Source organism: Streptococcus mitis, from assembly GCF_003942775.1.
GTDB lineage: Bacteria > Bacillota > Bacilli > Lactobacillales > Streptococcaceae > Streptococcus > Streptococcus mitis_CN.
Genome location: NZ_RJNX01000008.1, coordinates 1 through 26324 on the forward strand (window position 1 = coordinate 1; position 26324 = coordinate 26324).

Genomic DNA, 26324 nt, shown 5'->3' on the forward strand with positions numbered 1-26324 from the left:
TAATATACGATTGAGTCAAGCAAATACAATGAATATTAAAATATTTGTTGAAAAAGGATATTCGGAAAGTGATTCAATGTTATTATAGAATTCAATAATTGGATAGATAGATATTCGATACGACTTAGTCAGTTTTCATAATCAAGAGTATATTCTATATTATCAAATCCAATGTTTGAACTAAAATTGGAAAAATTCTTATATTTTATTTGTTTTTATTAAAAATTGTAAATTAACTCCATTTATGGTAGAGTAACATATGGAGGTTATTATGAAAAAAATTTTACTTTTAGCATCTATTTTGCTTACAAGTGTCACGTTAGTGGCATGTTCAAATCAAGCTCAAACTCAAGGAAATTCAAGTAAAACAACTAGCTCTTCAACTAGTCAAGATTCAACTAATTCAAACACTCTTCGTAGCACACAGAATTCAGAAGAAAGTCAAGTGATTGGTTCTGATGAGTATGGGTTCGTTAAAGTACCAAAGTCTTGGATTAAGTTCAATGAAGTACAGGGAGGCAATGATATTCAATATTCAGACGGTACGGATGTCAATATTGTCACTTTGAATACTTTTAAAGCAGAACAATTTGGTATTTCTGATAATGAATTTCAAAAACTTGAAACAGTTCGTATTTCTGATGGTATTTTTACTTCAAAAGAAAGTAATCCAGAATTCACTAAAGTATGGGGTTCTAAGTCAACTATTGGAGGTTATGAAGCCTATGTAGTTAACGCAATTTCTAAGTCTGGAAAATACATCATTACATGGATTTTTAAATCTAGTGATGGTAAGTTCAGATATGTTGCTTTAGAAGGGACTCCAGAAACATTAAAAAATCTACTTCCCATGATTGAAGAGAGTTGGACAATTCAAAAATAATTATTAAAGCAGGATTGGTATCCTGTTTTTTTGTTTAAGTCATTAAAAACCGATTTAAATGTTTGTTTTAAATGTTTGTTTTGCTTATAAAGATAAAAAATAAACAAAATAATCAAAAAAAGGACAAAAAACAACAAAAAATATTGACAACGATTTCATATAGTGTTATACTTATAGCATAAAGTTAATGGAAAGAAGGGAAAACCTTATGGGATTAGATCATTTCTTTGACAAAAACCTTGTGTTTTGCTTAGAAGCGGATAATCAAGAACATCTCTTTGATCAGGTCGCAACTTTATTGGAAGAACGAGAAATCGTGACTCCGACCTATCGTGAAGCCCTGATCACGCGTGAAAAGTCATTTCCAACTGGCTTAGATATGGAATTTTTGGGTAAGGATTTGCCGAATGTGGCTATTCCTCATACAGATATTGTTCATAATCTAGCCGAAAAAGTTGTGGTCGTTCGATTAGAGAAACCAGTGACTTTCCACAATATGATTGCGCCAGATAAGGAAGTAGAGGTATCCTTGCTCTTCTTTATCATTAATAACTCAAGTTCAAGTCAAACGAACATTCTTGCTCAGTTGATGGACTTCTTTACTGGAAATGGTCATCTTGAAGACCTATCAAAAATTTCTGATCCTGAAGCCCTCTATGCTTATATCGCTGAAGCAACTGCATAATCTTGTCTATTAAAAATATAAAATCGGAGGAAATCCATATGATTAAAATTCTTGCTGCCTGCGGTGCAGGTGTTAACTCAAGCCACCAAATTAAAAGTGCTCTTGAAGAAGAACTTTCAAACCGCGGTTTTGATGTTCACTGTGATGCAGTTATGGTAAAAGACGTTAACGAAGACCTTATCAAAGGTTATGACATCTTCACACCAATTGCTGCTACAGACCTTGGTTTTGACCCAGGTATTCCAGTTATCGAAGCTGGACCAATCTTATTCCGTATCCCAGCAATGAGCGCTCCAGTATTTGACAATATTGAAGCAGCTATCAAAGAACACGGATTAAGCTAATTATCAATTTGTTAACATTCATATAACATAAAAAGGGAGGAACTGTTATGGATGCAATCTTTGGCCTAATCAAAGACTTTTTCACACCCATCTTAGATATGGGTGGACCTGTCATCATGTTAATCATTTTGACATTATTGGCTCTACTTTTTGGAGTGAAATTCTCCAAAGCGCTTGAAGGTGGTATCAAACTTGCCATCGCTCTTACTGGTATCGGAGCTATCATCGGTATGCTAAATGGTGCTTTCTCAGCATCACTTGCAAAATTCGTTGAAAACACAGGTATCCAATTGAGTATCACTGACGTTGGTTGGGCACCACTTGCAACAATCACTTGGGGATCTGCTTGGACACTTTACTTCTTGCTCATCATGTTGATTGTCAACGTAGTAATGCTTGCTATGAAGAAAACTGATACACTTGACGTCGATATCTTTGATATCTGGCACTTGTCTATCACAGGTCTTTTGATTAAATGGTATGCAGATAACAACGGTGTGAGCCAAGGAGTTTCACTCTTGATTGCTACAGCAGCTATCGTCCTTGTTGGTGTGTTGAAAATTATCAACTCTGACTTGATGAAACCTACATTTGATGACCTTCTTAACGCTCCAAGTTCATCACCAATGACATCAACTCACATGAACTATATGATGAACCCAGTTATCATGGTTTTGGATAAGATTTTTGAAAAATTCTTCCCAGGTCTTGATAAATATGACTTTGATGCTGCTAAATTGAACAAGAAAATTGGTTTCTGGGGTTCTAAATTCTTTATCGGTTTCATTCTTGGTATTGTTATCGGTATTATGGGAACTCCACATCCAATTGAAGGTGTTGCAGATGCAGATAAATGGCGTCTTGTTATCAAAGGATGGTTGTCTCTTGGTTTGACAGCCGGTGTATCTTTGGAACTCTTCTCACTCATCGGTTCATGGTTCATCGCTGCCGTAGAACCACTTTCACAAGGTATTACAAACGTTGCTACTAAACGTCTTCAAGGACGTAAATTTAATATCGGTCTTGACTGGCCATTCATCGCTGGTCGTGCTGAAATCTGGGCTTGTGCCAACGTACTTGCACCAATCATGTTGATCGAAGCTGTGCTTCTTTCAAAAGTCGGAAATGGTATCTTGCCACTTGCAGGTATCATCGCTATGGGTGTTACTCCAGCTCTCTTGGTTGTAACACGTGGTAAATTGCTCCGTATGATTATCTTCGGAACACTCTTGTTGCCACTCTTCCTTCTTTCAGGTACACTTATCGCACCATTTGCAACAGAACTTGCTAAAGGTGTAGGTGCCTTCCCAGCAGGTGTGAGCGAAACTCAATTGATCACTCACTCAACTCTTGAAGGACCAATCGAAAAACTTCTTGGTTGGACAATTGGTAACACTACAACAGGTGATATCAAAGCAATCCTTGGTGCTGTAGTCTTCCTTGTATTCTATATCGGTATCTTTGCATGGTACAGAAAACAAATGATCAAACGTAACGAAGAGTACGCAGCAAAAGCAAAATAATGCGCTCCTATAAAATGTAAATTGTTAAAGCTAGGTTGTCATTTTCCTGATAGGAGTGACAGCCTAGTTTTTTATAAACTATCAAGAAATCGGAGAAAATAATGGTAATTGAATTAAAATCAGAACAATTAAGAGTTGAATTTAACAGTTTTGGTGGGGCTCTTTCTTCTATAAAAGATACTGAGGGACTGGAGTATTTGTGGCAAGGGGATGCCACTTATTGGAGTGGACAAGCTCCTGTTCTCTTCCCCATTTGTGGTTCTTTGAGAGAGGATACAGCCCTCTATATAGATGAGAAGGGGCAAGAAAGCAAAGGAAAGATTCCTCGTCATGGTTTGGTTCGTAAGAAAGAATTTGAATTAGTTGAACAGACAGATAATAGTGTAACTTTTGCAATTGAAGACGATGAGAATAGCTATCAGAACTACCCTTATTATTTCCGCCTAGAAATCACTTATAGCCTTACTGGCAAGACAGTACGAACTCAATACAAGATTTTCAATAAAGAAACTAGCAAGGTCATGCCTTACTTTATTGGTGGACATCCAGGATTTAATTGTCCTCTACTGGATGATGAAGTCTATGAAGATTATTATCTAGAGTTTGAGAAAGAAGAGACTTGCTCTGTTCCACGTCCTTTCCCAGAAACAGGTATGCTGGATTTTCAAGATAGAAGTCCATGGCTAGAAGGTCAAAAAGAATTAGACCTCAGCTATGATCTTTTCAGCACTGATGCAGTCACCTTAGATGAATTGCAATCTAGAACAATTGCCCTTCGTTCTCGTAAACATGATAAGGGATTGAAAGTGCACTTTGCAGAGTTTCCAAATCTCATTATCTGGTCAACTTTGAATAAGGGTCCTTTCATTGCTTTTGAACCATGGTCTGGCTTGTCAACATCTCTTGAAGAAGGAGATCATCTAGAAGATAAGAAGAATGTTCGCCTCCTAGAACCTGGTCAAGTGGATCAAATTGGTTTTGACATCGAAATTTTTTAGTTAAAAAAACACAAAAACAAACATTAATTGTTGACTTTTTTAAGAAATAGGAGTATATTATGTTTGTAAGCAACAAATGATGTTTGTCACAAACAAACAATCACTTGTTATATTCTTTTTCGTGGAGAAAGATTATTTCTAGGAAACTGGTTTCCTAAACTTGAATAAGGTGTCATTCATCTTATTCAATCCAATTTGTCAATAAACTGCTAGAAAGCTTTTGTAGGTAAACTACTAACCATAAAAGGTTTTACTAGCCTAGAAAAATAAAAGGAGTATACAATATGTCTATTGTTATCGGTGCAGATGCTGCAGGTTTGAGATTGAAAGAAGTTGTGAAAGACTTCTTGGAAAAAGAAAACTTCCACGTTGTGGATGTTACAGCTGAAGGTCAAGACTTTGTTGATGTGACTCTTGCTGTTGCTGCAGAAGTAAACAAAGAAGAACAAAACCTTGGTATCGTGATTGATGCTTATGGAGCTGGTCCATTTATGGTCGCAACTAAGATCAAAGGAATGGTTGCTGCAGAAGTATCTGACGAACGTTCAGCTTATATGACTCGTGGTCACAACAACTCACGTATGATCACTATGGGTGCACAACTTGTTGGTGATGAATTGGCTAAAAACATCGCTAAAGGATTTGTTAACGGTAAATACGATGGTGGACGTCACCAAATTCGTGTTGATATGTTGAACAAAATGTGCTAATACTCTTCAAAAATCAAGATAATCTGTTGTCAGCTCACTTTAGCTAACCTCAGTTATGCTTGCAGCTCGCTTCCTAAGCTAATCTTGATTTTTCTTGAGTAGGGATAAATGATATTAGATTTATATAATTAATCGGAGGGAATAACTAATGAGAATTGCAATTGGATGTGACCACATCGTAACAGATGAAAAAATGGCGGTTTCAGAATTTTTGAAATCAAAAGGATATGAAGTCATTGACTTTGGTACATATGACCATACACGTACTCACTACCCAATCTTTGGTAAAAAAGTAGGGGAAGCTGTAACTAGCGGTCAAGCTGATCTTGGGGTATGTATTTGTGGTACTGGTGTTGGTATCAACAACGCTGTGAATAAAGTTCCAGGTGTCCGTTCTGCCTTGGTTCGTGATATGACAACAGCCCTTTATGCTAAAGAACAATTGAACGCCAACGTTATCGGTTTTGGTGGTAAGATTACTGGTGAATTGCTCATGTGTGATATCATCGAAGCTTTCATCCATGCTGAATACAAACCATCTGAAGAAAACAAGAAATTGATTGCGAAAATTGAACACCTTGAAAGTCACAATGCTCAACAAACAGACGCAAACTTCTTCACTGAATTCCTTGAAAAATGGGATCGCGGAGAATACCACGACTAAGAGGTAACCTATGATTTTAACAGTCACAATGAACCCATCCATTGATATTTCCTATCCCTTGGATGAGTTGAAGATTGATACTGTCAATCGTGTGGTGGATGTAACCAAAACGGCTGGTGGTAAGGGACTCAATGTTACCCGAGTACTTTCAGAATTTGGGGATTCTGTTCTTGCTACTGGTTTAGTGGGTGGTAAACTTGGTGAGTTTTTGGTTGAACATATCGATAATCAAGTAAAGAAAGATTTCTTCTCAATTCAGGGAGAAACTCGTAACTGTATCGCTATTCTTCACGGAGACAACCAAACAGAAGTTCTTGAAAAAGGTCCTGTAGTATTGGAACAGGAAGGTCAAGACTTTTTGGAACATTTCAAAAATCTCCTAGAGTCAGTTGAAGTAGTAGCTATCTCAGGCAGTCTGCCAGCTGGCCTTCCAGTTGATTACTATGCGAGCTTGGTAGAACTTTCTAATCAAGCTGGCAAACCTGTTGTTTTGGATTGCTCTGGTGCAGCACTTCAGGCGGTTCTTGAATCACCACATAAACCAACAGTCATCAAACCAAATAATGAGGAATTATCTCAGCTTCTTGGAAGAGAAGTTTCTGAGGATTTGCATGAATTAAAAGAAGTACTTCAAGAACCTTTGTTTGCAGGTATTGAATGGATTATCGTTTCACTTGGTGCCAATGGTGCTTTTGCCAAACATGGCGATACTTTCTACAAGGTAGATATTCCTAGAATTCAGGTAGTCAACCCTGTCGGATCTGGAGATTCTACTGTAGCAGGAATTTCTTCAGGACTTCTTCACAAAGAATCGGATGCAGAATTACTCATCAAGGCAAATGTCCTTGGTATGCTCAATGCTCAAGAAAAAATGACTGGTCATGTCAACATGGCCAACTATCAAGCTCTATATGATCAATTAATAGTAAAAGAGGTATAAAATGGCTTTAACAGAACAAAAACGTGCACGCTTAGAAAAACTTTCTGATGAAAATGGTATCATCTCAGCTCTTGCATTTGACCAACGTGGTGCTTTGAAACGCCTCATGGCTCAACACCAAACAGAAGAACCAACTGTAGCTCAAATGGAAGAACTTAAAGTTTTGGTAGCAGATGAATTGACTAAATACGCTTCATCTATGCTTCTTGACCCTGAGTATGGACTTCCAGCAACTAAAGCTCTTGATGAAAAAGCAGGTCTTCTTCTTGCTTATGAAAAAACAGGTTACGACACAACAAGTACAAAACGCTTGCCAGACTGCTTGGATGTTTGGTCTGCAAAACGTATTAAAGAAGAAGGTGCAGATGCAGTTAAATTCTTGCTTTACTATGATGTAGATAGCTCTGATGAACTTAACCAAGAAAAACAAGCCTACATCGAACGCATCGGTTCTGAGTGTGTGGCAGAGGATATTCCATTCTTCCTTGAAATCCTTGCTTACGATGAAAAAATTGCTGACGCTGGTTCTGTAGAATATGCGAAAGTAAAACCACACAAAGTTATTGGTGCTATGAAAGTCTTCTCAGACCCACGTTTCAACATTGATGTCTTGAAAGTAGAAGTTCCTGTTAACATTAAATATGTTGAAGGCTTCGCTGAAGGTGAAGTAGTTTACACACGTGAAGAAGCAGCAGCCTTCTTCAAAGCTCAAGATGAAGCAACTAACTTGCCTTACATCTACTTGAGTGCTGGTGTATCAGCTAAACTTTTCCAAGATACTCTTGTATTTGCTCATGAATCAGGTGCAAACTTTAACGGAGTTCTTTGTGGCCGTGCTACATGGGCTGGATCAGTTGAAGCATACATCAAAGATGGTGAAGCAGCAGCTCGCGAATGGCTTCGCACAACTGGTTTTGAAAACATTGATGAGCTCAATAAAGTTCTTCAAACAACAGCGACTTCATGGAAAGAACGCGTGTAAGCAAGTCCTCCTCGGTTAGGAACATGAATCTAAAAAAATTTTAAAAAAAGTTTTATGTAAAGGTTTACAAAATAACTTACTTGTGCTATAATTAAATCACAAGTTAATACAAGGTGAGTGTTACTAAGTAATATTAGGCATGATCACAGGTGAATTAGAAATCGGCTGATTTTCTAGTTCATTTGTGGTCATTTTTTGTACTCATATACCTTTAAGATATAAAAGGAGGTTGACATGTATCGAATTCTAAATCCAATAAATCATAATGTTTCGCTTGTCAGGAATGATAAAGGAGAAGAAGTGATTGTAATTGGTAAGGGGATTGCATTTGGAAAGAAGAAGGGAGATTTGATTTCTGAACAGCAGGTTGAGAAAATCTTTCGGATGAAGACCGAAGAGTCCAGAGAAAACTTTATGGCTCTCCTCAAAGATGTTCCGCTTGATTTTATCACGGTGACTTATGAAATCATTGATAAGCTATCAAAGAAATATCATTATCCGATTCAAGAGTATCTCTACGTAACCTTGACAGATCATATTTACTGTTCTTACCAAGCTCTAGCACAAGGAAGGTACAAGGATAGTAATCTGCCAGATATTTCCACTAAGTATCCTGTCGCTTTTCAAATCGCAAATGAAGCATTTGAAATTTACCGCCAGAAGCTAGCAGATCATTTTCCTGAGGACGAAATTATTCGGATTGCTTATCATTTCATTAATGCCGAAGGTGAAAATGAAGTGGAACTTGTGGAGTCGATTGATAAGAGGAAAGAAATTCTCAGGAATGTTGAAGAAGTGCTAAAGGGTTATGAAATTCAACGAACCAAAGAGAATAATCATTTCTATGATCGTTTTATGATTCATTTGAATTATTTCTTGGATTATTTAGACAGATCTAGAGATGATAACCAATCACTTCTGGATATGGAAGACCACATCAAACGATCCTATCCAAAAGCGTTCGAGATTGGTTCCAAGATCTATGATGTGATTACGGAATATACGGGTCTTGATTTGTATAAAAGTGAACGAGTTTATCTAGTTCTACATATCCAACGTTTATTGTCATAAAAATTTATTTAAAACTATATAAGGAGAATTCTATCATGAATAGAGAAGAAGTAACATTGTTAGGTTTTGAAATCGTAGCCTATGCTGGCGATGCTCGTTCAAAACTATTGGAAGCCTTGAAAGCTGCTGAAGCTGGCGATTTTACAAAAGCCGATAACCTAGTTGAGGAAGCTGGCAGCTGTATCGCAGAGGCTCACCATGCTCAAACAAGTCTATTGACTAAGGAAGCTTCTGGTGAGGACTTAGCGTATAGTGTGACCATGATGCATGGCCAAGACCACTTGATGACAACTGTCTTGTTAAAAGATTTGATGCACCACTTAATCGAACTTTATAAGAGAGGAGTTAAATAATGAATAAACTAATTGCATTTATTGAGAAAGGAAAACCTTTCTTTGAGAAACTATCTCGTAATATCTATCTTCGTGCTATTCGTGATGGTTTCATTGCAGGTATGCCTGTTATTCTCTTCTCAAGTATCTTTATCTTAATCGCCTTTGTACCAAACTCATGGGGCTTTAAATGGTCTGATGAAGTTGTAGCATTTCTGATGAAACCTTATAGCTATTCTATGGGTATTCTGGCTCTCTTGGTAGCTGGTACAACAGCTAAGTCATTGACCGACTCAGTAAACCGTAGCATGGAGAAAACCAATCAAATCAACTATATGTCAACACTGTTAGCAGCGATTGTTGGTTTGTTGATGTTGGCAGCTGATCCTATCGAAAATGGTCTTGCTACTGGATTCTTGGGGACAAAAGGTTTGCTTTCAGCCTTCCTTGCTGCCTTTGTTACTGTAGCAATCTATAAGGTTTGTGTTAAGAACAACGTCACTATTCGTATGCCTGACGAAGTTCCACCAAATATCTCACAAGTCTTTAAAGATGTGATTCCATTCACTCTATCTGTTGTTTCTCTTTATGCTCTTGACTTATTAGCACGTCATTTTGTTGGTGCAAGTGTGGCAGAATCAATCGGTAAATTCTTTGCACCATTATTCTCTGCAGCTGATGGCTATCTTGGTATTACCATTATCTTTGGTGCTTTTGCCTTCTTCTGGTTTGTTGGGATTCACGGTCCATCTATTGTTGAACCTGCTATCGCAGCAATTACCTATGCCAATGCCGAAGTCAACTTGAACCTTCTCCAACAAGGTATGCACGCTGACAAGATTCTTACTTCTGGTACACAAATGTTTATCGTTACCATGGGTGGTACAGGTGCGACACTAGTTGTTCCTTTCATGTTCATGTGGTTAACAAAATCAAAACGTAACCGTGCAATCGGACGTGCTTCAGTAGTTCCAACATTCTTTGGTGTAAATGAACCAATCTTGTTTGGTGCACCACTTGTATTGAACCCAATCTTCTTCATTCCATTTATCTTTGCTCCAATTGCAAACGTATGGATCTTTAAATTCTTTATTGAAACTCTTGGAATGAACTCATTTACTGCTAATCTACCATGGACAACTCCAGCTCCACTGGGTCTAGTTCTTGGTACGAACTTCCAAGTTCTATCATTCATTCTTGCTGCTCTTCTAATTGTGGTTGACGTAGTCATTTACTACCCATTCCTTAAAGTATATGATGAACAAATTCTTGAAGAAGAGCGTTCAGGTAAATCTAATGATGAATTGAAAGACAAAGTTGCTGCAAACTTCAACACTGCAAAAGCGGATGCTATTCTTGAAAAAGCGGGTGTCGATGCAGCACAAAATACCATCACTGAAGAAACAAATGTCCTCGTTCTCTGTGCAGGTGGAGGGACAAGTGGTCTCCTTGCGAATGCTTTGAATAAGGCAGCAGCAGAATACAATGTCCCTGTGAAAGCAGCAGCAGGTGGCTATGGTGCTCACCGTGAAATGTTACCAGAGTTTGATCTAGTTATCCTTGCCCCTCAAGTTGCTTCAAACTTTGAAGATATGAAAGCAGAAACAGATAAACTTGGTATTAAACTTGCCAAGACAGAAGGCGCTCAATACATCAAATTAACTCGTGATGGAAAAGGTGCTCTTGCATTCGTACAAGCTCAATTCGATTAACGATAGGGACTATAAAACAGTCTCCTATCGTTACGGAAATCGCTATGGCGAATTTCCTAATCGCCTTGTTAATTTGTCGGTAAGAAGATACCGTTTTTACCTCCTCATGTCACAATTCGGTGACTTGGTACAAGAAGTGAGATGGAGAAGGATGGCTCACTGACTCCTCTCCTCTCACTTTTACTTTATTTTAAATCAAGAAATAGGTGAAAAATGACAAAAACACTTCCAAAAGACTTTATTTTCGGTGGCGCAACAGCTGCCTATCAAGCAGAAGGTGCTACACATACTGATGGTAAAGGATCAGTAGCGTGGGATAAATATCTTGAAGATAACTACTGGTACACTGCAGAACCAGCCAGTGATTTTTACAATCGATATCCAGTTGACCTCAAGCTAGCAGAAGAGTATGGTGTCAATGGTATTCGAATTTCTATTGCTTGGTCACGTATTTTCCCAACCGGTTACGGTCAAGTAAATCAGAAAGGTGTTGAGTTTTATCATAATTTATTTGCAGAGTGTCACAAACGTCATGTTGAGCCCTTTGTAACTCTTCATCACTTTGATACGCCAGAAGCTCTACATTCAAATGGAGACTTCTTAAACCGTGAAAATATTGAACACTTTGTAGACTACGCTGCCTTCTGTTTTGAAGAATTTCCAGAAGTCAACTATTGGACAACCTTTAATGAAATTGGGCCAATTGGTGATGGTCAATACTTGGTTGGGAAATTCCCTCCAGGTATTCAGTACGACCTTGCCAAAGTCTTCCAATCGCACCACAACATGATGGTTTCTCATGCGCGTGCTGTAAAGCTATATAAAGATAAAGGATATAAAGGTGAAATTGGTGTTGTTCATGCCCTGCCAACCAAGTATCCTTTAGATCCTAAAAATCCAGCAGATGTTCGTGCAGCTGAGTTGGAAGATATTATTCACAATAAATTTATCTTGGATGCAACTTATCTTGGACACTATTCAGATGAAACGATGGAAGGTGTCAACCATATCTTATCAGTCAATGGTGGTAGCTTGGATCTTCGTGAAGAAGATTTTACAGCATTAGAAGCTGCAAAAGACTTGAATGACTTCCTTGGAATTAATTACTATATGAGTGACTGGATGGAATCCTTTGATGGAGAAACTGAAATTATCCATAATGGTAAAGGTGAGAAAGGAAGCTCTAAATACCAAATCAAAGGTGTTGGTCGTCGTGTAGCTCCGGATTATGTGCCACGTACAGACTGGGATTGGATTATCTATCCTCAAGGTTTGTACGATCAAATCATGCGAGTGAAGAAAGATTATCCTAACTACAAGAAGATTTACATCACTGAAAATGGACTTGGTTATAAAGATGAGTTCGTTGATAACACTGTTTACGATGATGGTCGTATTGATTATGTGAAACAACACTTGGAAGTATTATCTGATGCTATTGCAGATGGCGCTAATGTAAAAGGTTACTTCATTTGGTCATTGATGGACGTCTTCTCATGGTCAAACGGTTATGAAAAACGTTACGGTCTCTTCTATGTAGACTTTGAAACTCAAGAACGTTATCCTAAGAAATCAGCTCACTGGTACAAGAAAGTAGCGGAAACTCAAGTGATTGAGTAGTAGAATGAGTAATTAGATATAGAATTCTAGTGAGGCAAAAGATGTTCAAAGATTTTATCCAATCTATTTATGAAAAAGTTTATATTATAAATTTCGAAAAATGTTCTCAAATACCGTGTTTGACGAACGAAGAATTGAAAAGTCTCGGAAAATGGTATGTCTCGACTGGTAAAGAATGGATTTGTCATTCAGATTATGAGCTGGAAGAATTTAAAAATATCTTTTTAAATTTTATCAATCCTGAAGAATGGGATAATATCTCCTTTGATTCAGATTTTATGCCGTTTCAACAATCATAAATAATCTAGGAAACTCGTTGTAAAAGTCTTCATCAAAAAATGCGTCATATCAAGATTCTTATTTTCTTGATATGACGCATTTTATTTTTTATCAATCCTCAGTTTTATGGTTTAGAAAGAATAATTTTTGTTTGTTTCGAAAGTTGTTCAAACGTTTCTTTGCTCAGTTTAGAGTCTGAAACGATGGTATCAATATCAGAGATATTGTAGAAGGTATAAAAATCAAATTTATTGAACTTACTATTGTCAGCTAGTAAGTATTTTTTATTGGAATTATTGAGGGCGATGCGTTGGGATTCACCTTCCTCTTCACTAAAGGTCGCAATCGCATTGTCCTGAATACCATTACAGCTAACGAAGGCTTTAGAAAATTGGAGATTGGCCAAGTTTTGCAAGGTTAGTGTTCCCACAAAGGCTCCAGTGATAGAGCGATAGTTGCCACCGATTAAAATCAAATCTGTTAGTTTTCGTTCGTTTAAGATGAGAAAGACTGGTAAACTGTTTGTTACAACACGAATATTATCAATTGGAAGTTCACGAGCAAAAGATTCCAAGGTTGTCCCTGGCCCAATAAAAATTGTTTCCCCTTCATCAATCAAATGGCCTGCAAAACGACTAATTTCTTGTTTTTCTGCAATCTGTAAGCTTTGTTTTTCAATATTGGAACGTTCATTATTTAAAATGGAACCTGTGCGAATTTTTTCAGCACCACCGTGCACTCGAACAAGTAAATCCTTGTCTGCTAACTCTTGTAAGTAGCGTCTAGCAGTCATATCTGATACATCCAAGCGAGTCATGATTTCTTTTACAGTAATAGTTCCCTTTGTATTTACCGTTTCTAGAATATTATCTAGTTTTTCCTGCTTTAACATCGTTATCACCTCTATTTCTATTACTATTTTATCATAAAGTATTCAATCAATCAATTTAAAAAACAAAAGAAAACAAAAACAAAAACATCATGGTTGTTTTAAACAAACCATGATATTTGTTATCAGTTCTGGGATAAGTGAATTAGTCCAAACCGTAGTTGTAGTCATCGTCTTGCATGGCTTCAACTTCGCCAAGAAGGTAACCATTTCCGACTTGAGAGAAGAAGTCGTGGTTAGATGTTCCTGTTGAAATACCGTTCATGACGATTGGATTGACATCATCTGCTGAGTCTGGGAAAAGTGGATCTTGTCCCAGGTTCATGAGTGCCTTGTTAGCATTGTAGCGAAGGAAGGTTTTGACTTCTTCCGTCCAACCAACACCGTCATAGAGACTCTCTGTATAACCTTCTTCATTCTCGTAAAGAGTATAGAGCAGATCGTACATCCATTCTTTGAGTTTTTCTTGCTCTTCTTCAGGCAATTCATTGAAACCGAGTTGGAATTTATATCCGATGTAGGTTCCGTGAACAGATTCATCACGAATAATTAATTTGATGATTTCCGCAACGTTGGCTAGTTTGTTGTTACCGAGATAGTAGAGGGGAGTGAAGAAACCAGAGTAGAAGAGGAAGGTTTCAAGGAAGACACTGGCAACTTTCTTTTCAAGTGGGGTACCGTTTAGGTAGATTTCGTTGACAATCTCAGCCTTCTTTTGTAGGTAAGGATTGGTATTGGTCCATTCGAAAATTTCTTCAATTTCAGCCTTAGTATTCAAGGTAGAAAAGATTGATGAGTAAGATTTAGCGTGGACAGATTCCATAAATTGGATGTTATTAAAAACAGCTTCCTCATGTGGTGTACGGATGTCTGCGCGAAGGGCTTGAACCCCAGTTTCAGATTGCATAGTGTCGAGAAGGGTTAAGCCACCAAAGACTTTTCCAACCAAGTCTTTTTCTACATTTGATAACTTTCTCCAGTCATCCAAGTCATTTGACAAGGGAATACGTGTATCAAGCCAGAATTGCTCCGTCAGTTTTTCCCAAGTTGATTTGTCGATGACATCTTCGATGGCATTCCAGTTAATGGCTTTGTAGTAAGTTTCCATTTTGAAATCTCTTTCTGTGTTTAGTATTGCGAACTCACAATTACTTCTATTTTATCATAATTCTAGAGGAGTATCGCACAAAAAGTCGGAAGCCCGACTTTTTGTTATTTCATAGTATAGATGCTTATTCTAGTTTAGCAGGGTGAATGAATCACTTATCTGAGAAAATGTAGTTTCCTCAAGCAAAGATTAAATCACACAGCTTTCACATTGGTTAGCACCGACTTCTCCACCATCATCTGTAAAGGTACGGACGTAGTAGATAGACTTGATACCCTTGTTAAAGGCATAGTTACGAAGGATAGACAAGTCACGTGTCGTTTGTTTGTTTTCTTTCTTCCATTCGTAAAGACCTTTTGGAATGTCACTACGCATGAAGAGGGTGAGTGAAAGTCCTTGGTCCACGTGCTCAGTTGCAGCAGCATACACATCAATCACTTTACGCATATCCATGTCGTAAGCAGAAGTGTAGTAAGGAATGGTTTCTGTTGACAAGCCAGCAGCAGGATAGTAGATTTTACCGATTTTCTTTTCTTGACGTTCTTCGATACGTTGCGTAATCGGGTGGATAGAAGCAGAAACGTCGTTGATATAGCTGATAGAACCATTTGGTGCTACAGCAAGGCGGTTTTGGTGGTAAAGACCATCTGCTTGAACCTTGTCGCGAAGTTCAGCCCAGTCAGCAGCACTTGGGATAAAGACATCTTTGAAGAGTTCTTTAACACGGTCTGATTTTGGAACAAACTCGCCTGTAATATACTTGTCAAAGTAGCTTCCGTTAGCATAGTCTGATTTTTCAAAGTTATGGAAGGTAATACCACGTTCACGCGCGATATTGTTTGATTCTACCAAGGTCCAGTAGTTCATGAGCATGAAGTAGATGCTTGTAAACTCAACAGACTCAGGCGATCCATATTCAATCAATTGTTGGGCAAGGTAGCTGTGAAGTCCCATTGCACCAAGACCAAAGGTATGAGCTTGGCTATTTCCGTGGTCGATGGTAGGAACAGCTACGATGTGTGAACTATCTGTAACGAAAGTAAGGGCACGAACCATAGCACGGATAGAACGACCAAAGTCAGGTGAAGTCATCATGTTGACCACGTTGGTTGAACCAAGGTTACATGAAACATCTGTTCCCATTTGAAGGAATTCTTGAGCATCGTTGATCAAGCTTGGTTCTTGAACTTGAAGAATCTCAGAACACAAGTTACTCATGATAATCTTACCATCAACTGGGTTTGCACGGTTAGCCGTATCAATGTTGACAACATAAGGGTAGCCAGATTCTTGTTGCAATTTAGAGATTTCAGTTTCCAAATCACGCGCCTTGATTTTTGTTTTGCGGATATTTGGATTTGCGACTAGTTCATCGTATTTCTCAGTGATGTCGATGTAGTTGAATGGTACACCGTATTCAAGCTCTACAGAATAAGGGCTGAAGAGGTACATTTCTTCATTTTTACGTGCTAATTCGTAGAATTTATCGGGCACTACAACACCAAGTGAAAGTGTCTTAACACGAACTTTTTCATCGGCGTTTTCCTTCTTAGTTGAAAGGAAGGCGATAATATCTGGGTGGAAGACGTTGAGGTAGACAACACCAGCACCTTGACGTTGACCCAATTGGTTTGAGTAAGAGAAGCTGTCTTCGAAAAGCTTCATAACAGGAACGACGCCAGAAGCAGCTCCTTCATAGCCTTTGATAGGTGCACCAGCTTCACGAAGGTTGCTGAGAGTAATTCCCACACCACCACCAATACGTGAAAGTTGAAGAGCTGAGTTGATAGAACGTCCGATAGAGTTCATATCATCCGTTACTTGGATTAGGAAGCAAGATACTAACTCCCCACGGCGAGCACGTCCAGCATTCAAGAAGGAAGGAGTAGCAGGTTGGTAGCGTTGGTGGATGATTTCATTGGCAATATCGATTGCAACAGCTTCATTGCCATCAGCGAAATAAAGGGCGTTAAAGAAGACACGGTCTTCCATGCTTTCAAGATAATATTCACCGTCATTAGTCTTTAAGGCGTATTGATTGTAAAACTTATAGGCAGCCATGAAAGACTTGAATTGGAAGTTTTGTTCTTTAATAAATTGAGCTAATTCTTCCAAAAATTCTGGACGGTATTTCTTGATAAAGGCTGTTTCAATGTAGTTGTGTTCAATGAGGTAGTTGATTTTATCTTTGATTGAATCAAAAACCATAGTGTTTGGAACTACATTTTCTTTAAAGAAGGCATCCAAGGCTTCCTTATCTTTATGAAGCATGATTTGTCCATTAACAGGACGGTTGATTTCGTTATTGAGACGGAAGTAAGTCACGTCCTCAAGATGTTTTAATCCCATAAAATTTCCCTTATCTAATTACAAAAGAAAGGCTTCTAAGTTAGCCCTAGAAGCAGTTTCTTCTGGATGATGTACTAAGATTATGCTAATTGTTTCAGTTTTCCTGGTTGGAAACCTGAAAAGACTTCAGTTGGTGTTTGGATAACAGGAGCTGCGCTGAAACCGAGCTCTTTAACTTGATCGATGTACTCAGGTTGCTCATCAAGATTGATTTCACGATAAGCGACATTATTACTGTCCAAGAAACGTTTGGTCATTTTACATTGGACACAGTTGTTTTTAGAATAAACGGTTACCATTGTGTAACTCCTCTTTCAAAATAGATTACTTTCTTAGTATATCAGAAAATAAATTTTTGTCAATGATTTGAAACTAAATATAGTGGTCTATTTTTCTGCTCAAGCTCACAAAACACAATATGTAGTGTTTGTTTTGTGAAATGATGATAATTATCCTATAAGTTGTTTTTTGAAAAACTATATCCTGTGTTTTGTCATCTAGAATAGAAGATTTTCAGCAAGTTATCTGAAAGGAAATCGAATAAATCCCATAAAATGCTTGAAAAAAATCCTAGAAGATGATATAATACCAAATTGTAAGGGTTATCACATATAACTCAAAAAAGAAAGAACAAAAGGAGAGTCAAACTATGGCTTCTAAAGATTTCCACGTAGTGGCAGAAACAGGTATTCACGCACGTCCAGCAACATTGTTGGTACAAACTGCTAGCAAATTTGCTTCAGATATCACTCTTGAGTACAAAGGTAAATCAGTTAACCTTAAATCAATCATGGGTGTTATGAGTCTTGGTGTTGGCCAAGGTGCTGACGTAACTATCTCAGCTGAAGGTGCAGATGCAGATGATGCTATCGTCGCAATCTCAGAAACAATGGAAAAAGAAGGATTGGCATAAGGAAGATGACAGAAATGCTTAAAGGAATCGCAGCATCTGACGGTGTTGCCGTTGCAAAAGCATATCTACTCGTTCAACCGGATTTGTCATTCGATACTGTTTCAGTCGAAGATACAAACGCAGAAGAGGCTCGTTTGGATGTTGCTCTTGAAGCTTCTCAAAACGAGCTTTCTCTTATCCGCGAGAAAGCTGTAGGTACGCTTGGTGAAGAAGCGGCTCAAGTTTTTGACGCTCATTTGATGGTTCTTGCTGACCCAGAATTGATTGGTCAGATTAAAGAAACAATCCGTGCTAAGAAAGTCAATGCTGAGGCAGGTCTTAAAGAAGTGACTGACATGTTCATCACTATCTTTGAAGGCATGGAAGACAACCCATATATGCAAGAACGTGCAGCGGATATCCGCGACGTGACAAAACGTGTATTGGCAAACCTTCTTGGTAAAAAATTGCCAAATCCAGCTTCTATCAATGAAGAAGTAATCGTAATTGCACATGACTTGACACCATCTGATACAGCTCAATTGGACAAAAACTTTGTAAAAGCTTTTGTAACAAACATCGGTGGACGTACAAGCCACTCAGCTATCATGGCACGTACACTTGAAATTGCAGCTGTATTGGGAACAAATAACATCACTGAAGTAGTGAAAGACGGCGATATCCTTGCCGTTAACGGAATTACTGGTGAAGTGATTATCAACCCAACAGATGAACAAGCGGCAGAATTTAAAGCAGCTGGTGAAACTTATGCTAAACAAAAAGCTGAATGGGCACTTTTGAAAGATGCTCAAACAGTGACTGCTGACGGTAAACACTTCGAGTTGGCAGCTAACATCGGTACTCCAAAAGACGTTGAAGGTGTTAACAACAACGGTGCAGAAGCTGTTGGACTTTACCGTACAGAGTTCTTGTACATGGATTCTCAAGACTTCCCAACAGAAGATGAGCAGTATGAAGCATACAAAGCTGTTCTTGAAGGAATGAATGGTAAACCAGTTGTCGTTCGTACAATGGATATCGGCGGAGATAAGGAACTTCCTTACTTCGATATGCCACACGAAATGAACCCATTCCTTGGATTCCGTGCCCTTCGTATCTCTATTTCTGAAACTGGAGATGCTATGTTCCGCACACAGATCCGCGCTCTTCTTCGTGCTTCTGTTCATGGTCAATTGCGTATCATGTTCCCAATGGTTGCCCTATTGAAAGAATTCCGTGCAGCTAAAGCAGTCTTTGATGAAGAAAAAGCAAACCTTCTTGCTGAAGGAGTTGCAGTTGCGGATGATATCCAAGTTGGTATCATGATTGAAATCCCTGCAGCAGCGATGCTTGCAGACCAATTTGCTAAAGAAGTTGACTTCTTCTCAATTGGTACAAACGACTTGATCCAATACACAATGGCAGCAGACCGTATGAACGAGCAAGTTTCATACCTTTACCAACCATATAACCCATCAATCCTTCGCTTGATCAACAACGTTATCAAGGCAGCTCACGCTGAAGGTAAATGGGCTGGTATGTGTGGTGAGATGGCTGGTGACCAAAAAGCTGTTCCACTTCTTGTCGGAATGGGCTTGGATGAGTTCTCTATGTCAGCAACATCGGTCCTTCGTACACGTAGCTTGATGAAGAAATTGGACACTGCTAAGATGGAAGAGTACGCTAATCGTGCCCTTACAGAGTGTTCAACAATGGAAGAAGTTCTTGAACTTCAAAAAGAATACGTTAACTTCGATTAATGTGATTAACCTTGTAACCTAGTTGCAAGGTTTTTTGACGCATTTTGGGAAAGTATAGTCTAATAAACTCCACTTTTCAATGGTTCAGAGGCATGGTATAATAGTGGAAAGTAATTAGAATAAGAGAGAAACCATGTCTAAAGAAATTGATATTGAGTACTACCACCAGCTAGCCTTGCAAAAGCAGAAGGAACACCGTAAAGTTTTAGCCAATCTAAAGAAAAAACCACCAAAAAATCTTGATAAGATAGCCCAGCAGATTCACCAAGAAGTCTTTGAGGAAATTGATTGCACTGCCTGTGCCAACTGTTGCAAGACATTGGGACCTGACTTCAAGGAAGCAGATATCACTCGTATTGCTAAGTACTTTAAGATGAAATTACCAGCTTTTGAAGCGGAGTTTCTGCAGGTAGATGAAGATGGTGATAAGGTTTTTAAATCCATGCCTTGTCCCTTTCTAGGAGGAGATAATCTCTGTTCCATCTATGACGTTCGTCCAAAGGCCTGTCGAGAGTTCCCCCATACAGATCGCAAAAAGATCCATCAAATCAACCATTTGACGATTAAGAATACTTTGACCTGTCCAGCAGCCTATCTCTTTGTTGAGAAATTAAAGGATAAGTTATAGAGATTTAAAGGATAAAAAATCTCTAAATAATAACTAGTAATATGAAGGGAGTAATCCTGTGCCTAGACCGAGAACAAAAGAGGAGCTAATGCTGGCCTCTAAGGAAAACTATGAAAAGATCAATCGTTTCATATCCCAACTAAGTGAAGATGAGCTACAGACTCCATTTGATTTTTCAAGAGACCCAAAGAAAAAAGAAGCTCACTGGAAAAGGGATAAAAATCTACGGGATGTTTTGATCCATCTTTATGAATGGCAGCAGTTACTTTTGACTTGGGTACATTCAAATCAAGAAGGTCACGAAAGACCTTTTCTCCCTGAATCTTATAATTGGAAAACTTATGGAGAAATGAATGTCGCTTTTTGGAAGAAGCACCAGAAAACCTCCTTAGAAGAAGCGACTAGACTCCTAGAACAATCACATAGGAAGGTTTTAGAGTTGATAGAAGTTTTTAGCAATGACGAACTCTTTACCAAAGGTGTCTATAAGTGGACCGGTGGAACAAGTCTAGGTTCCTACTTTGTCAGTAGCAACTCCAGTCATTATGATTGGGCTTTAAAAAAACTCAAAGCTCATCGGAAGAATTGTAAGGGATAGATGGCCTATTTGAAATAGAAAGAATGAGTTCTTTTAAACGTAAGATAAAAGCAAAGGGCTATCAAGTGATGTAGCCCTTTTGAGTTATACAAGCAAATTACCATGCAAAAGCTGTCGTTGGAGCATTGAGCGCTTCTAACCACTGTTTATTTTTTACGGGGCAAAGAGTTACGGATATACCTGCCATATCTAGACTGGTCATAAATGTTCCTGATTTTATAAAGGTAATAGTGACTCCTTCAATTTCTAAGAGTTGAAGGAGATCATTGATAAATATGCCCATTTCTAAGTTGCTGGTAGTGCCTAGATTATTTACAAGCAATATAAATTGATCACCCTTTTTCCAATGATAGTGCAATCTTAATTTACTTATAATTTCATTTGCAAGGATTTCCGATGATTGGAATGGGACGATACGATAGCCCTCTTCGCCATGTATCCCAATACCATAAGAAATATTTCCTTCTTCCAAGTTAAATAGTGGAAGGGTGGATTGGGGGAGGCTAGCCGATTTCGTTGCAAAGCCAATTGTTGCGATTTCGGGAGCAAGCTGATGACCTAAATCGGTTAGTTGTTCTATGTCGGCACCATTTTGAGATGCAAATCCTAGGATTTTATGAAGTAAGATTGTCCCTGCAAGCCCTCTTCCTCTAATTTGAAATCTATTGTGAGGTTCAATAGAAATATCGTCGTGTGCTAGACTATAGCCGACCTTAATTCCTTCTTTTCTAGCAGTGTTAATGGCTGAGCTAAATTCTTTGATGTCTGCTTCGAAATTTTTTACAATGATGAAGACACCGTGACCATTGTTTAAAAAACGAATGGACTCTAAGATTTCAGTTCTTGTAGGTGGAGTAAATAATTGGCCATAGATAGCAGCGGTAAGCATTCCTTCTCCCACATATCCAATATGCGCAGGTTCGTGACCGGAACCTCCACCCGACAATATTGGAACCTGATGAGGATTGCGATTTTTTTGATAGACTAGTGGTAAGGTAGGGTGTTTTTCTAATTCAGTATGACTGCTGACAGTTGCCGAAATGTAACTTGAAATAATTTTCTGTTTATGATTTGAAATAAATGTCATTGTGGTCTCTTTCCAATAATTGTCATGATTAGAAAGTCTGGTTGTGGAACTGGACTTTTTTTATTGACGTAAGCCTTCACGATTTCTGCTAGAGCATGTGAATGATAGTCTAACAAAAAACAAGTATAAGCAGATGAATCGATATCAATCTGACCGTATTCTCTTAAAATTTTTGATACAAGCAAGCGACAGTAGCTGATAAAGTGGTCATAGAAGTTATTTTGCCCTTGAATATCAAAAAGTTGAATATAAAAGTCACGCTCTTGTTCGAAATAAAGAAATAATTCTTGTAATAGTTTTTGGCCTGAAATGAAGTCCAAGTTATTGGTGATATACTCGGTTAAGTCATTTTCAAATATCCAGTCTAGCAGTTCATATTTGTCAAGAAAGTGATTATAAAAGGTCTGTCTACGAATGCCAGCTGATTCCATGATATCTACAATAGAGATTTTATCAAATTCTCTAGTAGCTAATAGGTCTCTAAATGCCTTGGCAATCCGTTTTTTTGTAATAAATGATGATGCCATAGGAAACCTTTCTTTTACTTACTTCATTTTACCAAAAAAATGTTTTAAACGGGTTTAAAAGGGGACAAATAATAGAATCTGTCCCTTATCATCCAGCGATAAAAAATATATAATGAAAGCGAAAACAAAGGTAGATGCCGAAAGGAGTTTCTCATGAAAAAAATTATAAATGAACCGACACAAGTTGTTGATGAAATGTTGCAGGGATTGTCATTCATGCATGATGACTTGGTAGAACGCTTAGATGGTTTTGATGTCATTGTTAGAAAGGCAGAAAAGACAGGAAAAGTTGGACTCATTTCAGGTGGAGGTTCAGGACATGAACCAAGTCATGCTGGATTTGTAGGAGATGGAATGTTGTCTGCTGCCATTTGTGGAGCAGTCTTCACTTCACCTACTCCGGACCAAATTTTAGAAGCCATTAAGGCGGCTGATGAAGGTGCTGGAGTTTTCATGGTCATCAAGAACTATTCTGGTGACATTATGAACTTTGAAATTGCACAAGAACTTGCTGAAATGGAAGGTATTGATGTAGCAAGTGTTGTGGTTGATGATGATATTGCTGTTGAAAATAGTCTCTATACCCAAGGGCGTCGAGGTGTTGCAGGTACTATTTTAGTCCATAAAATTTTGGGTGATGCAGCTCGTTCTGGTAAATCATTGTCTGAAATGAAGGACTTGGCCGATAAGCTTGTCTTAGAAATTAAAACAATTGGCTTAGCTCTATCTGGCGCTACTGTTCCAGAAGTTGGGAAACCAGGTTTTGTTCTAGAAGATGATGAATTTGAATATGGAGTTGGTATCCACGGTGAGCCAGGATATAAAAAAGAGAAAATGCAACCTTCAGCACAATTGGCCTCAGAATTGGTTGAAAAACTATCTGAAGGTTTCCAGCTTAAGGCTGGTGAACGCTATGGTCTTCTCATCAATGGTTTAGGAAGCACTCCTCTTATGGAGCAATACGTATTTGCAAATGATGTGGCTAAATTACTCCATGAAAAAGGTGTTGAGTTGGCATTTAAGAAAATTGGAAACTATATGACCTCAATTGATATGGCTGGTTTGTCATTAACATTGATTCGATTGGCAGATGATGAGTGGTTGGATGCTCTAAATGCGCCTGTTGCTACACCAGCTTGGTAAAACTCAAGGAGGAAATGTCAAATGAATGCTGAACAAGCTCTTGAATGGATGAAGCTTTTTAATGAAAAGGTTCAAGAACAGAAAGATTACCTTAGTGAGCTAGACACCCCTATAGGAGATGGAGACCACGGTGGAAATATGGCGCGTGGCATGGCTGCAGTTATGGAAAACTTAGAAGGAAAGCAATTTGAGACCAGCAGTGATGTGTTTAAGCTTGTCTCAATGCAACTACTGAGTAAGGTAGGCGGTGCTTCTGGTCCCTTGTATGGCTCTGCTTTTATGGGCATGGCCAAGGCTGATTCTAATTCGAAAATAGAGGAAATCTTACAAAGCGGTTTGGATATGATTGTCAAACGTGGGAAAGCAGAAGTTGGAGAAAAGACAATGGTTGATGTTTGGACTCCTGTTATTGCTGCCTTGTCTGCTGGTCAATTGACTCAAGAGGTTATTGATCAGGTAGTGAATGCTACCAAAGATTTACTTGCAACTAAAGGAAGGGCATCTTATGTAGGAGAACGTTCTCTTGGACATATTGATCCTGGATCATTCTCATCAGGATTACTCTTTACTTCTCTTTTAGAAACTGGGGTGGTTTAATGGGAAGTATTGGTCTTGTTATCGTTTCACATTCCAAACACATTGCACAAGGTGTTGTTGAACTGATTAGTGAAGTAGCTAAAGATGTTCCGATTACTTATGTAGGAGGAACCGAAGATGGAGGAATTGGAACGAGTTTTGATCAAGTAGATAGGGTTGTTTCCGAAAATCCAGCAGATACTTTATTAGCTTTTTTTGACCTAGGTTCTGCTAAAATGAACTTAGAAATGGTGGCTGATTTCAGTGATAAAAGTATCATGATCAATAGGGTTCCAATTGTAGAAGGTGCCTATACTGCAGCAGCTCTTCTTCAGGCTGGTGCAGAACTGTCAGTTATTCAAACACAGTTGGCGGAGCTTGAAATCAATAAATAAGGAATCTTACTATAACTCTTTTTATAGGTGGGCTATTGATTATCTCAACTATCAAATTTTAAGTAAATAATTTCAAAATCAGAAAGGGATTGCTTTGGGCAGTTCCTTTTTAATGTAAAAGGAGTGGAATCATAGCGTTTCTAAATTGTTAATACTCTTCGAAAATCAAATTCAAACCACGTCAACGTCGCCTTGCCGTACTCAAGTACAGCCTGCGGCTAGTTTCCTAGTTTGCTCTTTGATTTTCATTGAGTATAATAATTCAAAACTGATTGTGATGGGACTATTCTAGCTTTAGAATCCTTCAAAAATTAAAATTTAAGGCAATCAATTACTTAGAAGAGTGCGAAAACATTTAATTTATAGGAATTCTAAGTCTAGAATTACATGGATATTTATGAAGTTAGGATATTCGATAGTTAGGATTGTTCTATTCTGAAAGATTTGAGCTGTCAATCTTCTAGAATAGTAGTTTGCCAATGAATTTTGTTGAAAGATTCCTTGTTTTATGGTAGTCTAAAGTAAAAGAAAGCCTTATCATTATATTTGTATCTTTAATCTGACTTGGTTTAGGTCTAGAAAAGGGATAGATATTTGGGGGTTTCAAATAATAATAATATTTTCACTTGCAAAAAATGTATTTCAACTTTACCTAATGTAGAAGAAGGAAATATCATAAAATGCTTATGACTTGTTTGAAAGAGAATGTAAACTAAAAATGGATTCCCTTTAAATATTAGGAGTAGGTAGATGAGTAATCTAGAGTCAATTCGTAAAGCGCATATCATCGTGTGGGGTGCCTATCTATTTTTATCATTAAGGGCGCCGCTAATTAGCAGCACAGAGTATTTCGTGCTTATTTTTTTAGCGTTTCTCTATTCAATAGTATCGCTACCTATATACTCTGTGAAGAATAAAATAGTATCTATTTGTTTGGCTATAAACTCGATCCTGTTAATGAGTTTTCCAATTTTAATCAATAAATTTTTCCCAGGAAACGTTTCTACTTATATCGTATTAATAAGTAATTTTATCCTGGAGTTTTTAATCTTTAATAAAATTGGTAAAGATTTTGATACTAGATTAGCTAGTGAGTATAGGAAAATCAGTCAGTTTAAAAGTAAGATGTCTCAATCTCCTTGGATAAAATATTTAGAGATTTCTAGTTTTATATTAACTATATTTCCATTTATTCTTCATGGTACAGTTGATAATCGTGTATTGACTCTTATCTTTTTGATAAAAATTTGTGTAGATACTACGATAAAGGTTCTATTAAACGGAATTTTTAAGACAAGTAAAGTAATGAAAAGGAGGATATTTTCTCTTTTTGTACTAGATTTGATTGTCTATATATTTTTAGGTTATGTTTTAGTGATACAAAAAGACGAATATCTGTTTTCAATTCTACTAATTTTTTCTAATTTCTCACTTCCCTTTATCAGAGAAAAAGAGTATGAACTATTTAAAAATAAGAAATGAGATAGATATGGTTAAATCTTATTTCTCTTTAAAATCAAATCAGGTAGAGAAAGGATATCTTATCTAGGTAACAAAGTGCTTTAAACGCAGTCGACGATTACTTATTGGAGAACTATCCTAACCATGCAACGTTAAAGAGGAGAAATC

At 37.8% G+C, this 26324-nt stretch carries 28 protein-coding genes; 22 read left to right on the top strand and 6 right to left on the bottom strand.

Annotation, left to right across the window (positions count from 1 at the left end):
* Positions 1-271: 271 nt before the first annotated feature.
* The 14 genes from D8848_RS09290 to D8848_RS09355 all read left to right on the top strand — a co-directional run bounded on the left by D8848_RS09290 (position 272) and on the right by D8848_RS09355 (position 12763).
* Complete coding sequence (locus tag D8848_RS09290) at positions 272-883, top strand: hypothetical protein (RefSeq protein ID WP_125417136.1); 612 nt, start codon at positions 272-274, stop codon at positions 881-883.
* Between the two features lie 208 nt (positions 884-1091).
* On the top strand, positions 1092-1568 hold the full coding sequence (locus D8848_RS09295) for a PTS sugar transporter subunit IIA (protein ID WP_185755669.1): 477 nt from the start codon (positions 1092-1094) through the stop codon (positions 1566-1568).
* 38 nt (positions 1569-1606) lie between these two features.
* Complete coding sequence (locus D8848_RS09300; RefSeq protein WP_000590547.1) at positions 1607-1912, top strand: PTS sugar transporter subunit IIB; 306 nt, start codon at positions 1607-1609, stop codon at positions 1910-1912.
* A 47-nt stretch (positions 1913-1959) separates the two neighbouring features.
* Positions 1960-3435: a PTS galactitol transporter subunit IIC gene (locus D8848_RS09305; RefSeq protein ID WP_125443556.1), complete on the top strand. Its 1476-nt coding sequence runs from the start codon at positions 1960-1962 to the stop codon at positions 3433-3435.
* 101 nt (positions 3436-3536) lie between these two features.
* Complete coding sequence (locus tag D8848_RS09310) at positions 3537-4433, top strand: aldose 1-epimerase family protein (RefSeq protein ID WP_023948151.1); 897 nt, start codon at positions 3537-3539, stop codon at positions 4431-4433.
* Positions 4434-4717: 284 nt separating this feature from the next.
* The gene (gene lacA / locus D8848_RS09315; protein ID WP_000029277.1) at positions 4718-5143 is read left to right on the top strand and encodes a galactose-6-phosphate isomerase subunit LacA; all 426 of its coding nucleotides are present in this window, start codon (positions 4718-4720) and stop codon (positions 5141-5143) included.
* Positions 5144-5291: 148 nt separating this feature from the next.
* Positions 5292-5807: a galactose-6-phosphate isomerase subunit LacB gene (gene lacB / locus D8848_RS09320; RefSeq protein WP_001216910.1), complete on the top strand. Its 516-nt coding sequence runs from the start codon at positions 5292-5294 to the stop codon at positions 5805-5807.
* A 10-nt stretch (positions 5808-5817) separates the two neighbouring features.
* Positions 5818-6747, top strand: a complete 930-nt coding sequence (locus tag D8848_RS09325; RefSeq protein ID WP_125443558.1) for a tagatose-6-phosphate kinase — start codon at positions 5818-5820, stop codon at positions 6745-6747.
* Position 6748: 1 nt separating this feature from the next.
* Complete coding sequence (gene lacD, locus D8848_RS09330; RefSeq protein ID WP_001229114.1) at positions 6749-7729, top strand: tagatose-bisphosphate aldolase; 981 nt, start codon at positions 6749-6751, stop codon at positions 7727-7729.
* Between the two features lie 234 nt (positions 7730-7963).
* The gene (locus D8848_RS09335; RefSeq protein WP_125443560.1) at positions 7964-8800 is read left to right on the top strand and encodes a PRD domain-containing protein; all 837 of its coding nucleotides are present in this window, start codon (positions 7964-7966) and stop codon (positions 8798-8800) included.
* 35 nt (positions 8801-8835) lie between these two features.
* A complete protein-coding gene (locus tag D8848_RS09340; RefSeq protein ID WP_049543586.1) occupies positions 8836-9153 on the top strand; it encodes a PTS lactose/cellobiose transporter subunit IIA in 318 nt (105 codons plus the stop codon).
* Positions 9153-10844: a lactose-specific PTS transporter subunit EIIC gene (locus D8848_RS09345; protein ID WP_045611530.1), complete on the top strand. Its 1692-nt coding sequence runs from the start codon at positions 9153-9155 to the stop codon at positions 10842-10844. Before D8848_RS09340 ends, D8848_RS09345 begins: the two co-directional genes overlap by 1 nt.
* 213 nt (positions 10845-11057) lie before the next feature.
* Positions 11058-12464: a 6-phospho-beta-galactosidase gene (gene lacG, locus D8848_RS09350; protein WP_125443562.1), complete on the top strand. Its 1407-nt coding sequence runs from the start codon at positions 11058-11060 to the stop codon at positions 12462-12464.
* A 41-nt stretch (positions 12465-12505) separates the two neighbouring features.
* A complete protein-coding gene (locus D8848_RS09355; protein WP_078748278.1) occupies positions 12506-12763 on the top strand; it encodes a DUF3884 family protein in 258 nt (85 codons plus the stop codon).
* 104 nt (positions 12764-12867) lie between these two features.
* On the opposite strand, the gene D8848_RS09360 is transcribed toward D8848_RS09355, so the two are convergent.
* From D8848_RS09360 to nrdH, 4 genes are all read right to left on the bottom strand, one after another.
* Positions 12868-13635: a DeoR/GlpR family DNA-binding transcription regulator gene (locus D8848_RS09360; RefSeq protein WP_000917575.1), complete on the bottom strand. Its 768-nt coding sequence runs from the start codon at positions 13633-13635 to the stop codon at positions 12868-12870.
* A gap of 142 nt (positions 13636-13777) precedes the next feature.
* On the bottom strand, positions 13778-14740 hold the full coding sequence (gene nrdF, locus D8848_RS09365) for a class 1b ribonucleoside-diphosphate reductase subunit beta (protein ID WP_125443564.1): 963 nt from the start codon (positions 14738-14740) through the stop codon (positions 13778-13780).
* 189 nt (positions 14741-14929) lie between these two features.
* Positions 14930-17089, bottom strand: coding sequence for a class 1b ribonucleoside-diphosphate reductase subunit alpha (gene nrdE / locus D8848_RS09370; protein WP_125443566.1), 2160 nt, complete (start codon positions 17087-17089; stop codon positions 14930-14932).
* Between the two features lie 80 nt (positions 17090-17169).
* The gene (gene nrdH / locus D8848_RS09375) at positions 17170-17388 is read right to left on the bottom strand and encodes a glutaredoxin-like protein NrdH (protein WP_000259240.1); all 219 of its coding nucleotides are present in this window, start codon (positions 17386-17388) and stop codon (positions 17170-17172) included.
* A 350-nt stretch (positions 17389-17738) separates the two neighbouring features.
* Between nrdH and D8848_RS09380 the strand changes: the two genes are divergently transcribed.
* The 4 genes from D8848_RS09380 (at position 17739) to D8848_RS09395 (ending at position 20967) form a co-directional block, all read left to right on the top strand.
* The gene (locus tag D8848_RS09380; RefSeq protein ID WP_000146949.1) at positions 17739-18002 is read left to right on the top strand and encodes a phosphocarrier protein HPr; all 264 of its coding nucleotides are present in this window, start codon (positions 17739-17741) and stop codon (positions 18000-18002) included.
* Positions 18003-18007: 5 nt separating this feature from the next.
* A complete protein-coding gene (gene ptsP, locus D8848_RS09385) occupies positions 18008-19741 on the top strand; it encodes a phosphoenolpyruvate--protein phosphotransferase (RefSeq protein WP_125443568.1) in 1734 nt (577 codons plus the stop codon).
* Positions 19742-19874: 133 nt separating this feature from the next.
* Complete coding sequence (locus D8848_RS09390) at positions 19875-20369, top strand: YkgJ family cysteine cluster protein (protein WP_000031481.1); 495 nt, start codon at positions 19875-19877, stop codon at positions 20367-20369.
* A gap of 58 nt (positions 20370-20427) precedes the next feature.
* Positions 20428-20967, top strand: a complete 540-nt coding sequence (locus tag D8848_RS09395) for a ClbS/DfsB family four-helix bundle protein (protein WP_125443570.1) — start codon at positions 20428-20430, stop codon at positions 20965-20967.
* A 97-nt stretch (positions 20968-21064) separates the two neighbouring features.
* Here the strand turns inward: D8848_RS09395 and dhaQ are convergent, their stop codons facing one another.
* Both dhaQ and dhaS read right to left on the bottom strand, forming a co-directional pair.
* Positions 21065-22054 (bottom strand): DhaKLM operon coactivator DhaQ, encoded by a 990-nt coding sequence (dhaQ, locus tag D8848_RS09400; protein ID WP_125443572.1) that lies wholly within the window; start codon positions 22052-22054, stop codon positions 21065-21067.
* Positions 22051-22581 (bottom strand): dihydroxyacetone kinase transcriptional activator DhaS, encoded by a 531-nt coding sequence (dhaS, locus tag D8848_RS09405; RefSeq protein ID WP_045611536.1) that lies wholly within the window; start codon positions 22579-22581, stop codon positions 22051-22053. The genes dhaQ and dhaS overlap by 4 nt, the downstream gene beginning before the upstream one ends.
* Positions 22582-22734: 153 nt before the next feature.
* Here dhaS and dhaK point away from each other — a divergent pair, with 153 nt between their 5' ends.
* The 4 genes from dhaK (at position 22735) to D8848_RS09430 (ending at position 26177) form a co-directional block, all read left to right on the top strand.
* On the top strand, positions 22735-23724 hold the full coding sequence (gene dhaK / locus D8848_RS09410; RefSeq protein WP_045611537.1) for a dihydroxyacetone kinase subunit DhaK: 990 nt from the start codon (positions 22735-22737) through the stop codon (positions 23722-23724).
* A gap of 21 nt (positions 23725-23745) precedes the next feature.
* On the top strand, positions 23746-24321 hold the full coding sequence (gene dhaL / locus D8848_RS09415; protein ID WP_045611538.1) for a dihydroxyacetone kinase subunit DhaL: 576 nt from the start codon (positions 23746-23748) through the stop codon (positions 24319-24321).
* Entirely contained in the window at positions 24321-24695 is a 375-nt protein-coding gene (gene dhaM / locus D8848_RS09420; RefSeq protein ID WP_045611539.1) for a dihydroxyacetone kinase phosphoryl donor subunit DhaM, read from the top strand. The genes dhaL and dhaM overlap by 1 nt, the downstream gene beginning before the upstream one ends.
* A gap of 750 nt (positions 24696-25445) precedes the next feature.
* On the top strand, positions 25446-26177 hold the full coding sequence (locus tag D8848_RS09430; RefSeq protein ID WP_045611541.1) for a hypothetical protein: 732 nt from the start codon (positions 25446-25448) through the stop codon (positions 26175-26177).
* Positions 26178-26324 lie beyond the last annotated feature (147 nt).